We start from the raw sequence: 11,917 nt of genomic DNA, 5'->3' as shown, positions 1-11,917 counted from the left end.
ACTGAATGGAAGAAGACCGAGGAACTGGCCTACTTGGGGGAGGTGTCCGCGGTGCCGCTTCAGCAGGCGCTGCGGCACTTGCAGGCGGCGTTCGCAGGCTTCTTCGGCAAGCGGGCCAAGTACCCGCGGTTCAAGTCGCGCAAGAAGTCGCGCAGGAGCGCGGAGTACACCACCAGCGGGTTCCGGATCCGGAACGGGCGGCTGACGCTGGCGAAGATGGACCGGCCGCTGGACATCGTCTGGTCCCGGCCCCTGCCTGAGGGCGTATCCCCGTCGACGGTGACCGTCTCCCAGGACAGCGCGGGGCGCTGGTTCGTGTCGATGCTGTGCGAGGACCCCAGCGTGCGCCCGCTGCCGGCTGCGGACGCGGCGGTGGGGATTGACGTGGGGCTGGACCACCTGCTGACCCTCTCGACCGGTGAGAAGATCGCCAACCCGAGGCACGAACGCAAGGACCGCGCCCGCCTGGCCAGGGCCCAGCGGGAGCTGTCCCGCAAGGCCAGGGGCGACGGCGCCAACCGGTACAAAGCCCGGCTGAAGGTCGCGAAGATCCACGCCCGGATCGCCGACCGCAGGCGTGATCACCTGCACAAGCTGACCACTCGACTCGTGTGTGACAACCAAACGCTCGTGATCGAGGACCTGACCGTGCGCAACATGGTCAGGAACCGGAGCCTGGCCCGCTGCATCAGTGATGCGGCGTGGTCTCGGTTCAGGAGCCTTCTGGAGTACAAGGCCGCCTGGTACGGGCGGGAAGTGATCGCGGTCGACCGCTTCTTCCCGTCCTCCAGGCTGTGCTCCGCCTGCGGTGCCCTCGCCGAGAGCATGCCGCTGAGCGTCCGTACCTGGACGTGTGTCTGCGGGGCGACCCATGACCGGGATGCGAACGCGGCGAAGAACCTCCTGGCCGCCGGGCTGGCGGTGTCGGTCTGTGGAGCCGGTGTAAGACCTCAACGGAGAACTCCGGACGGGCAGTCGGCGACGAAGCAGAAAACCTCACAGCGCGAGCCGTGAGAATCCCCCTCCTTCAGGAGGGGGAGAAGTCAAGGAGTTGCTCTGGCGGGGGTCTGGCCGATCTGCTCGGAACACAAGATCGGAATGCACCCTCGTCCCGCAGGGACCACTGACAACTGGGACCAGGGCGAAACGGACGCGGCCGGCCCACCGGTGTGGTGGTGCCGGGGCAGCCAGGACGGCGATTGCCGCGACGCCTCCCTGGCGGGCGAGTTGGCCGCCACCCTGCCAGGAAAGCAGCGTCGCGCACTACGGCGCAGCAAGCGTAAACGAGATGGCCTCCGATAGCCGCGGGGCCGGACAACTGCGCATTTCCGCCGGAATCCGTGGGCAAGGGCGAGCGGTGCGGCCACACCTACGGTGCGCGGGTTGAGGTGCTGCGGGAGTCAGAGCGCTCAGGCAGCGGCGGTGCTGGGCGACGCTCCGCTCAGCGGCCTCGGTCAGGTTGTGCCAGAGATGCCACCGGTCCGCGACCTGGACCGCCTGCGGCGCTCCGGCTGTGGCGCCTTCAGCGAAGAACGGCGCTCGGTCCCGGCAGACGACCTCGACGCCTGGCCGCTGGGCGAGCCAGGCTGCCGGGCTGGATGCCTACCGATCCGGGAGCAGGTCAATCCTGCGGCGGGTTTCGGCGTCCACCGGGACGGTGCCGTAGTGGCGGCCCTTGCGGGTGGCGTACTCATCGACGCCGGCCACCCGCGGCGCCGGCACCTCCGGCTCAGGCAGAGCGTCGACCAGGCGCAACACCGTGCTCCGGCTGACAGCCACGCCGAGGACGGCAGTCGGCCGGGCTCCGGCCCGGCCGGCCAGGGCAAGACCGACCGCGGCCAGGGCCCAGCGCAGCCGCTCGGTGCGCTGGCCATACCTGGGCCCGTCAAGGCCGGCGACTGCTCTCCCTGCCTCGTCGCTGAGGGTTGCAGCGCGCCGACGGCGACTGCGATCCCGGCGCCGATCAGGTCTGTCAGCGTATAGCCGCAAGGAGGGTGTTGAGTTCAGCTTCCTGTTGTGCCGGCGACATCGGCGGGTTCGGGTGGTCGATGCCGAAGGTCTTCAGGACGCGGTCCATCTGGGCGTCGACGGACGTCCAGCCGGTGTTGTCCAGCGGCTGCAGCGAGGCCTGGTCGGCATCCCAGAGATCACGCAGGGACTGGGCAGCGGCGTGGGCCCCGGTCGCGTTCCCCGACCGTGTGTCCCTGAGCGAGGTCGATGCGAGTGCCCTCAGTGCGTCGACCTTCGCGGGAGGGAAGTTCTTCACAGCCTGGCCAGGGGCCAGTTGAACGGCGGAGGTGGTGTCGGTCTCGGGCGCCGGGCCGACGTGCGGTTGGCTGTGAGCCCAGACCAGCAGGCCCCCGGTGGCGACGGCGAGAAGGCCGAAGCCGGCCAGCGCGATGCGCTCCCGGCGCGGGTTGGCGGTGACCTGCGGGGCGTGCGTGGCCTCGTAGGTCTCGGTCACGTCGGAGCGCGTCACCGTCAGGTAGATGACAGTCGCCAGGATCAGGCCGAGGAAGATCAGGCTGGTGGTGAAGGTGCCCAGCGCAAGACCGGTGGGGTCGCCCGGGTTCTGAGCGACCTTCGGGGAGGCGAGCCAGTCGCCGATGTTGGCACCCAGCGGGCGGGTCAAGATGTAGGTGAGCCAGAAGGACAGCACCGGGTTCGCGCCGAACTTCCACAACAGCGTGATCGCCACGATGAGGCCGAGCGGCAACAGGACTGAGACTCCCGGGCTCCAGCCGGTGAGCTCGAGGGTCCAGTCGCCGGTCGCGGTGCCGAGCGCGAAGGTGACGAGGACGGTGAGCCAGTAGAACGACTCACGCGGCAGCGTCGTGACCGAGTGGATCGAGAGGGTGCGCTCGCGCAGCCACCACACGCCGAAGACCACAGCGAGCAGGACCGAGAACACGGCGGAGCTGATCCACAGCGGCACGTTGAGCTGGTCGGTCAAGATGTCGGTGTACAGCGTGCCCGTGACGCTGACAACGACCACGGTGAGCCAGTACGGGAATGGGACGTACCGCTTCAGCCGCAGCTGGACGCCCAGAACCACCACGAAGACCGCGGTGAAGATCCAGGCCGTGTTCACCAGGCCGACGCCCAGCTGCGTATTGATCCAGTCGGCGAAACTCTCACCGACGGTCGTGCACAGGATCTTGATCACCCAGAACCAGATGGTGACCTCGGGAACCTTGTTCAGCAGGAGCCGCCGGCTGCGCGTGCGTACCTCGCTTGTCGTTGTCATGCAACGAGGGTGGCTCGACCAACCTGTACACAACCTGACCACGTAGTCGCCTGTGGCGTGGGGAATGTCACCTCGACGTGCAGCGCCGCGCCGCGGCCCGGAAGAACCTCTGAATCCTCCAGCTGCGCGGACTTCACCCGGCCGTCGAGCGTTCCTCGCCACGCAATCCTGGCCGGGCAGTGCTCATCCCGGTGAGCATCGCAGCAGGGAGACGACACTCAGGGCCACACCTCGGTCGCGGGACCCCCGTACCCCAAGCTCCTGTCCAAGGGCTCCGTCCGGCCAGCAACTAAACAAATCCTTGACTGCTCAAGCTCCTGATATGCTTGAGCAGTCAAGGAGGTGGCAATGAGTGATGCGCTGGACGCGTCGCTGCGTCTCGTGAGGGCCCAGACGGCCCTGGTGAAGCGGTTCGACGCGAGTCTGGGAGGGCTGCACGGGGTGAGCCTGGCCGACTTCACGATGCTGCTGCGTCTGGGGCAGGCGCCCGGCGGCCGGATGCGCCGGGTGGACCTGGCCGAGGCGCTGGGTCTGACTGCCTCCGGGGTGACCCGGGGGCTGGCGCCGCTGGAGCGGATCGGGCTGGTGACGCGCGAGACGGACGCCCGTGACGGCCGGGTGGCCTACGCCGCGCTGACCGACACCGGCCGCGCACGCCTGACGGACATGCTCGCCACGGCGGAGCAGATCGCCGCCGAGATCTTCGCCGCACCCCCGTGGAGCAAGGAGGACATCGGCCGACTGTCCGCGCTGCTGACCCACCTGGGCGGCACCGGCCTGCCCGGCCACACCCTCGCCCCATAACCTCCGGCACGCCTCCCGACGGATGTCTCATCCGCACCTTGGAGCACCCACATGAATCCAACCCCCGCCCCCGCACCGCCCCTCGCCCCGGCCGCCACCACGGCCCACGCCCCGACAGCCATCCGTACGGAGGGCCTGCGTAAGGTCTATCCGCGCGCGCAGGACGGCCTTGTCGCCGTGGACGGCCTGGACCTGACGGCCCACCAGGGAGAGTTCTTCGGCCTGCTCGGCACCAACGGCGCCGGCAAGTCCACCACCATCGGCATGCTCACCACCCTGGTCGCGCCCAGCGCCGGAAAAGCGTGGGTCGCCGGGTACGAGGTGAGTGCCGACCCGGTCGGCGTGAAGTCCCGCATCGGAGTGGTCTCCCAGGCCAACACCCTGGACCGCGCGCTCACCGTCGCGGACAACCTCGCCTTCCGCGGCCGCTACTTCGGCATGCCCGCCCCAGCTGCCCGCCGCCGCGCGCTCGAACTGCTGGAGCAATTCGGCCTCGCCGACAAGGCCGGCGCCAAAACCCACCAGCTCTCCGGCGGCCAGGCCCGCCGCGTCATGATCGGCCGGGCCCTGATGCACCTGCCGGAGGTGCTCTTCCTCGACGAACCCACCGCGGGCGTCGACCCGCAGGCGCGCGAGGACCTCTGGCGGATCATCGCAAGCCTCCACGAGACCGGCCAGACCGTGGTGCTGACCACCCACTACCTCGACGAGGCCGAGGCCCTGTGCCAGCGCCTGGCCGTCATCGACCACGGGCACCTACTCGCCTGCGACACCCCCGGGGCGATCAAGGCGTCCAGCGGAGCGCAGACGGTCATCACCGTCCACTACGACGGCGATGCCACCCCGGCCACCGACACTCTCCACAGCATCCCCGGCGGCGCCCACGACGTGGCCGTCGACGGCCCGACCGTACGGGTTCGCACCACGCATCCCGACGGCGTCCTGGGCCACCTGCTGCGAATCGGCAGCGCGGCCGGCCTCACCCTCCGCGACGCCACCACCACACCCCCCAGCCTGCAGACCGCCTTCCTCACCCTGACCGGACGTGACTACACGCCATGACCACCGCGAACCCCCTCGCCGCCACCCCCGGCCCACTGTCGTCCCGCCGGGCCGCCTGGCACGCCTACCGCGCGCTGACCACGCGCGACCTCCACGTCCTGGGCCGCAACCTGCCCGCACTGCTCCTCCAGGTCGGCCTCCAGCCGCTGCTGTTCACCTTCGCCTTCGCCTACGTCATGCCCAGCATCGGCAGCGGACTGGGCGGCGCGACCTCGTTCTCCACGATCCTGCTGCCCGGCCTGATCGCCAGCACCCTCACGCTGCAGAGCATCATGTCCGTCACCGGGCCCCTGGCCGCCGAACTCGGCCCCGGCCGCGAGATCACCGACCGCGCCCTGGCGCCCCTGCCCGTCTGGGCCCTGGGCCTGCAGAAGATCACCTCATCCGCGGTCTTCGGCCTCGTCTCGACCCTCGTCGTCGTCCCGATCGTCTGGCTCGTCCACGCCCCCGGCAACGCGCCCCGAGCCCACATCGACAACTGGCCCCTGCTGCTGACCACACTGGTACTCAGCGCGCTGCTCGCCTCCACCCTCGGACTGCTGCTCGGAACCGCGGTCGACGCCTCCGCCTTCGGGCCGCTGCTCGGTCTGCTCCTGGCCGCCGCCACCATGCTGGGCTGCGTCTACTACCCGTGGACCGCTCTGCACCCGATCCGCTGGGTCCAGGTCCTGACCCTGGCCAACCCGCTCGTCTACATGAGCGAGGGCCTCCGCGCCAACCTCACGCCCTCCACCGGCCACATGCCCACCTGGGCCTACCTCACCGCCCTCACCCTCGGCACCGCCGCTCTGGGCTACCTCGCCCTGCGCCGCTTCACCCGGCGGGTGCAGACCTGACACCGCTCCTGCCGCAGTGAATACCGGAATCACCGCGGCAGCGCCGGCAGGGCCCTGGAGGACGACGACCGGATCCACGAACTGCGCCGCTCGATATTCCAGCACCTGATGAACGACCGCTGGCATCACGGAGTAGAGACCGCGGTCGACGTCACCCTGCTCAGCCGCTCCGACGAACGGTTCGCCGACCACGCCGTCTCCGTCACCCGCCACGTGATCTTCCCGATCACCGGCGAACACGCCGACGATTGGGAATACCGCGCACCTCAGACAACGCCTCTTCACCAGCAGGACGGCGGTGTCGAGGCGGCTGACTACCGGGTGTGGGTGCGCGCGCCCCGGAGCACGTACGGCCGGTCGACGGCGTCGACTACGACAGGTCGTCACCGAGAAGCTGGAGCCGTCGCTGCAGTCCGTGATCCGGGAGGTCCTCTCCCACTCCGCATTCGAGAACAGGACGTTCGCAGCTCGCTGCGACGCTGCGAACTGCGAACATCCACAACATGCCGCCGGGATGTGTGCTCCCGGCCAACAATCCCGGCTGGGTCATCGATCCGGTCACACACCCGGCCGCGGCCGTACACGCCGAGCGTGTTTTTGTCGAACACCAAGACCAGGCGGGCCAAACTCGGCCCCGACAAGCTCGCCGCGCTGGGACTGACGTGGGCACCGGCGTGAGGGTCACAGTCGCGGCGTCGTTGAACGCGGCGAGGCCAACAGCCGGGCCCTGGGAGTGACATGGGACGTAAAGGAGACGGCCCGGCCGTGTTCAGGTGGTGTTTCGGTCCGATCGATTGCGTGACGGTCGCCAGATTCCTGTCCGCCCGTCCGGAGGAGACTCCATCGATGGCCACCGACCGAACCGCCCCGTCACCTGCGCCTGCGCCTGCGCCAGGCGACAGCGCCGGGCAGGTCCCCGGCGTCACCCGGCGCCGCGTACTGCAGGGCGCGGGCCTCGCCGCCGGCGCCCTGGCCCTCGGCGGGCTCGCCGGGCCGGCCGGCCGGGCATTCGCCGACAGCTCGGACGAGTATGTCCTGCCCACGGGCTTCCACGGCGACATGTCCGACCTCAAGCACGTCGTGATCCTGATGCAAGAAAACCGGTCCTTCGACCACTACTTCGGCCAGTTCCCCGGCGTCCGCGGCTTCGGCGACAAGCAGGCGCTCGCCTTCCAGGACGGCACGAACGTCTTCCAGCAGAAGGACGGCACCGGGAAGATCGTCACGCCGAAGGTCGACGACGGTCCCTGGGGCAACGACCACGGGCCGTGGGGTGACGTCAACCACCGCAAGTGGGACCTGTGGGTGCAGCACAACGGCGCCAGCTGCATGAACTACCACTCCGGCGGCCACATGAGCTTCTACCACTCGATGGCCGCGCAGTACACGATCTGCGACCAGAACTTCTGCTCCGAGTTTGGGCCGACCGACCCCAACCGCAAGTACCTGTGGAGTGGTACCGCCAACACCGAGACCGGCAACACGGACGAGTCCAACTACAGCCGTCCGTGGATCACCGTGCCCGAGCAGCTCCAGGAGGTCGGTATCGACTGGCGCCTTTACTCGGACAACAGCGGCAACGGGCGGCAGGGCTACATCAGCAGCTGGGTCGGCGACTACGGCGACAACGAGCTGAAGTACTTCAAGGGGTTCGACCCGAAGGGGCTCAGCCCCGACGACCCGAAGCTGCAGCCCGGCACCGGACTGATCTGGCGCGGCAACTGCACGTACTACTCCGGCATGTCCTCGCCGAACAACGACTCCGAGCAGAACCTCGACGTCGTCCTGAAGGACTTCCATGACGCGTGCCAGCCGGGTGCCGAGTTCCCGCTGCCCGCAGTCTCCTGGATCGTTGCGCCGTACGGCTGGAGTGAGCACCCGTCCGCCGACACCCTGCACGGTGAGCGCTACGTCAAGCGGGTGATCGACATCCTGCAGGGCAACCCCGAGATCTGGAACCACACGCTCTTCATCCTCAACTACGACGAGAACGACGGGAAGTTCGACCACGTGCTGCCGCCGTGGCCTGAGGCGGGTACGGCAGGCGAGTACGCCGGCTCCTACCCGCTCGGCTTCGGTCCGCGCGTGCCGATGCTGCTCGTCTCGCCATGGACTCGCGGCGGCTACGTCGCCTCGGAGGTCTTCGACCACGTCTCGCCGATCAAGTTCCTGGAGAAGTGGGCCGCCTACCTCGGCAAGCCGTTCACCTGCCCCAACATCACCGAGTGGCGGCGTTCGATCGCCGGCGACCTGAGCAGCGCGCTCGACTTCGCGCATCCGCAGGTCGACCCGGTGACCTTCCCGAATCCGGTCGACGAGCAGCCGGTGTCGGTCCCTGCCGACCACATGAAGCCGCGGCCGCTCTCGTTCCACCCGCACGCCACGCTGTCCGAGGACCGGGTCACGGGCAAGGTCACCGCCACCATGACTCTGGCCGGTGGTCCCGACGGCAAGGCCGTGAGCTTCCAGGCCTTCCCGGACAAGTACCGGGCGTTCTCCAGTACGCCGTTCACCGTCAGTGCGAGCGCGCCGCGCGAGTACACCTGGGACAGCTCGACCACGGACGGCAAGTACGCGTTCTCGATCTACTGCAACGACGGATTCGTGCGCTCGTTCGCCGGACAGCTCGTGCCCGCGGGCCAGCGGGATCTCGGCATCCCGCGTGTCGACGTCGACCTGAAGATGGCCGAGAACGGCGAGGAGGGCAAGGTCAAGGTCACGCTGTACAACGACGGCACCGAGCCGGTGCGCTACGAGCTGAGCGCGCACGACTACCTCGGCGGTACCCAGGTCGTTCACCTCAATGGCGGCAAGTCCAAGGTCGTCCCCTGGCCGACGAAGGACGGGTACTACGACCTCGTCATCACCGCTGACACCGGCACTGGCTGGACCCAGCGGTACGCCGGCCGCGTCGCGACGATCGGAAAGGACTGAGTCCCGATGATCCGCACGCTTCGCACCCGCGTCGCCGCCGCGGTGGCGGCGGTGGTCGCGCTCCTCGTCGCACTGCTGGTCGCGGCACCGGCCGCGCCCGTCGCGCCGGTCGCGTCGGCGTCTGCTGCCGAGGCCACTCCGGCCCTGAGCACCCCGACCACGACAGTGGCCGCCGGTGCCCCGATCACCTTCAGCTACTCCGCCCCGGCCGACCGGGTCTCCCGCACCAACTGGATCGGCTTCTACAAGCCCGGTCAGAAGCCGGGTCAGGTCGGGTCGACGTACTGGGTGTACACGGCGACCAACAGCCAGACCGTGCCTGGTACGGCGATCGCCAGCGGCACCCTCGAGTTCCCGGGCGTGGCTGCTGGAACCTACGAGGTCTACTTCCTCTACAACGACGGCTACACGGTCATCGGCTCGAAGATCACCATGACCGTGGTGAACGCCTCGCTCGCCACGTCACAGACGACCGCCGTGGTGGGTACTCCGGTATCCCTTTCCTACAAGGCGCCCGCCGATCAGCTGAGCACGAGCAACTGGGTCGGCTGGTACCGCGGCAAGACGACCTGCGGCATGGGATCGACTTACTGGCAGTACACCCAGACCGGTACGCACAACTACCCGCCGGCCGGCTCGTCACCCGTCGCCGGCGGCACGCTGACCTTCACCGGCATGACCGTCGGATCGTACTCCGTCTGCCTGCTCTACGACGACGGGCACACGATCATCGGATCGCCCCTCATCATCAACATCGTCCACCCGACCAACACGGTGAGCGTGACGTCCTCCGGCCATGGCACCGCCTCGGCATCGTCCAGCGCGGTGACGCCGGGCGACGAGGTCACGCTGACCGCGACAGCTGACAGCGGCTACAAGTTCGCCGGTTGGCACGTGACCAGCCCGAGCGACCTGACGATCGCGGCCGACGGCACCTTCACCATGCCGAACGCGGCGGTGGCCGTGGAAGCAACGTTCGTCCCTGACTCGGCGACCGTGCACTTCGACGGCAACGGCGCCGATGGCGGGACCATGGCCGACCAGCCAGTCCAGTACGACGTTGCCGCGCCGCTGAGCGCCAATGGCTACACCCTGAGCGGCTCCGACTTCGCCGGCTGGGCCACCAGCCCCGTCGGACCTGTCGTCTACGCCGATGGCGCTGAATTCACCGACCGTGTCCCGACCGATGGTGCGTCGATCACGCTGTACGCCCGCTGGCGCGCACACGGGCAGTACCTCGTATCGATCGATGACGCCGACCATGGAAGCGGTACGCCGTCGGTCCGCTCGGCCGCACCCGGTGACTCCGTCAAGCTCACCCCATCGGCCGCGACGGGCTACCACTTCAACGACTGGCAGGTGTCGACGCCCTCCGGTCTCACCATCGACGCTGCGGGCAGCTTCACCATGCCGACGGCCGATGTCGTGGTCGTGCCGCGTTTCGAGGCCAACACGTACAAGGTCGTCTTTGACGGCAACGGCGCTGAGGCCGGTACGACGGACGCCAGTTCGTTCACCTACGACACCGCGGCCGCGCTGGCGCCCAACGGTTTCGTCCGGGACAACTACCGCTTCGCCGGCTGGAGCACGACACCGACCGGAGCGGTCGTGTACAGCGACCTGGCATCTGTGAAGAACCTGACCGCCGAGAACGGTGGAGTCGTCACTCTGTACGCCCAGTGGGTCAAGCTCTCCGTTCAGGCCGGCAACTGGCCGAGCCTGCCCAAGGGCTTCGTCACCGATACGTTCAAGGTTCCCGCGGTACCCACCTCTGGGGCCGTCAGCCAGCCGCTGCTGGGCTTGTGGAACGGCGCGGCGCCGACCTCGTTCACCAAGGTCTCGGGTGATGCGTGGCTCGACGTGACCACCGACGGCACCGTCACCGGAACCGCGCCGGACCGCCGGCAGAAGAATGCCGGAGAGATCACGGTCTCGGCCACGAGCGGCGGTACGACCTCGACGATCCTGGTCGAGGTGCCGGTCGCGGCCCCCAACACGTCGCCGGACTTCAAGGCGGCAACGTGGAACGCCTGGAACGCGGGCAGCAAGGTCACTGATGCGATGGGCAAGAACCTCGCTGTCATCGCCGCTCGCGGTGTCGGAGTCATCGGCTTCCAGGACGGCGGCTATCCGATGGCGCAGTCCGTCGGCGCCGCCCTGGGATGGTCCGTGCACGGAATTGGTGATCTCGGCATCGTGTCGTCGTACCCGATGACTCCCGGTACGACGACAGTCTTCCCGACCGCCTCGGCTCCGGCTGCCGCGGAGACGGTCAGCGTCGGCGGCAAGCCGGTACGGATCTGGGACGTCCACCTTGACGAATCGAACTACGGTCCGTACAGCAACTGCTTCGACGGCACAGACGTCGCGTCCGTAGTCGCCAAGGAGACGTCGACGACCCGGTACGCCCAGGCGCAGGCTGTCGCCAAGGCCATGGCCACCGACCTTCGATCGGGTACGCCGGTCATCCTGCTCGGCGACCTGGCGTCTCCGTCCGGGACCGACTGGACCATCGCCACGTCAGCGTCCCACTGCAAGGCGGGTGCGCTCGACTGGCCGGTTCCCGTTGTGTTCCGCACGGCAGGCCTGCTGGACTCCTACCGGACCGCGAACCCGGACCCGAGCGCCAGGCCCGGCATCACCTGGTCGCCGGTCGTCAACACCAACGCCAACGGGAAGCCGGAGCCGCAGGACCGGATCGACTACGTCGACTACACCACCTCCGGCGGCCTGGAACCGATCTCCTCCGACGCCCTCTTCGTCGGCCGCCCGTCGGCGACCAACCCGTCAGCCAACTCCTGGCCCAGCGACCACGCCGCAGTAGTAACCACCTTCCGCATCACTGCCACATCCCACTAACCACCAACCCTCGAAGTGGGGGGCGTAGCCCGCGGGTACGCCCCCCACTCCACCCGGACCTGCCGATACGCAATCGAGGGTCTGGTCCGAAAATAGAAGCAGTCAGGGTGGCGTCCTCAGGCTCCGATGGGTTCGAAGCGGACGGTGAGTCCGAGGGCGTTGGCCTGGCGGGTGA

The 11,917-nt window shown here is 68.6% G+C and carries 8 protein-coding genes and 2 pseudogenes; 7 read left to right on the top strand and 3 right to left on the bottom strand.

Translation table 11 applies throughout. The features are described 5' to 3' along the window. Positions 1 to 1,014 (top strand): RNA-guided endonuclease InsQ/TnpB family protein (locus ACWEK3_RS41040; protein ID WP_453252131.1); only part of this gene is annotated, 1,014 nt, incomplete at its 5' end. A 249-nt stretch (positions 1,015 to 1,263) separates the two neighbouring features. Here ACWEK3_RS41040 and ACWEK3_RS41035 read toward each other — a convergent pair. From ACWEK3_RS41035 to ACWEK3_RS41025, 3 genes and pseudogenes are all read right to left on the bottom strand, one after another. Continuing rightward, positions 1,264 to 1,563, bottom strand: a pseudogene (locus ACWEK3_RS41035) (transposase); the annotation flags it as partial. A gap of 39 nt (positions 1,564 to 1,602) precedes the next feature. Beyond that, positions 1,603 to 1,779: a hypothetical protein gene (locus ACWEK3_RS41030; protein WP_453252130.1), complete on the bottom strand. Its 177-nt coding sequence runs from the start codon at positions 1,777 to 1,779 to the stop codon at positions 1,603 to 1,605. Between the two features lie 193 nt (positions 1,780 to 1,972). Next, on the bottom strand, positions 1,973 to 3,247 hold the full coding sequence (locus ACWEK3_RS41025) for a COG4705 family protein (RefSeq protein WP_450542193.1): 1,275 nt from the start codon (positions 3,245 to 3,247) through the stop codon (positions 1,973 to 1,975). Between the two features lie 348 nt (positions 3,248 to 3,595). On the opposite strand from ACWEK3_RS41025, the gene ACWEK3_RS41020 reads away from it, so the two are divergent. The 6 genes and pseudogenes from ACWEK3_RS41020 to ACWEK3_RS40995 all read left to right on the top strand — a co-directional run bounded on the left by ACWEK3_RS41020 (position 3,596) and on the right by ACWEK3_RS40995 (position 11,742). Next, a complete protein-coding gene (locus tag ACWEK3_RS41020) occupies positions 3,596 to 4,051 on the top strand; it encodes a MarR family winged helix-turn-helix transcriptional regulator (RefSeq protein ID WP_450542191.1) in 456 nt (151 codons plus the stop codon). Positions 4,052 to 4,102: 51 nt separating this feature from the next. After that, complete coding sequence (locus ACWEK3_RS41015) at positions 4,103 to 5,113, top strand: ABC transporter ATP-binding protein (RefSeq protein WP_453252129.1); 1,011 nt, start codon at positions 4,103 to 4,105, stop codon at positions 5,111 to 5,113. Beyond that, positions 5,110 to 5,949: an ABC transporter permease gene (locus ACWEK3_RS41010; protein WP_453252128.1), complete on the top strand. Its 840-nt coding sequence runs from the start codon at positions 5,110 to 5,112 to the stop codon at positions 5,947 to 5,949. The genes ACWEK3_RS41015 and ACWEK3_RS41010 overlap by 4 nt, the downstream gene beginning before the upstream one ends. 39 nt (positions 5,950 to 5,988) lie before the next feature. Then, positions 5,989 to 6,216 (top strand): annotated as a pseudogene (locus tag ACWEK3_RS41005) (PhoU domain-containing protein); the annotation flags it as partial. A gap of 579 nt (positions 6,217 to 6,795) precedes the next feature. Then, the gene (locus ACWEK3_RS41000) at positions 6,796 to 8,883 is read left to right on the top strand and encodes an alkaline phosphatase family protein (protein WP_453252127.1); all 2,088 of its coding nucleotides are present in this window, start codon (positions 6,796 to 6,798) and stop codon (positions 8,881 to 8,883) included. Between the two features lie 6 nt (positions 8,884 to 8,889). After that, positions 8,890 to 11,742, top strand: coding sequence for an InlB B-repeat-containing protein (locus ACWEK3_RS40995; protein WP_453252126.1), 2,853 nt, complete (start codon positions 8,890 to 8,892; stop codon positions 11,740 to 11,742). Positions 11,743 to 11,917: the final 175 nt, after the last annotated feature.

It is taken from the genome of Streptomyces sp. NPDC004721, from assembly GCF_053601495.1.
Note: the sequence above shows the minus strand (reverse complement) of the source record. Positions and strands in the feature narration are given on the sequence as shown.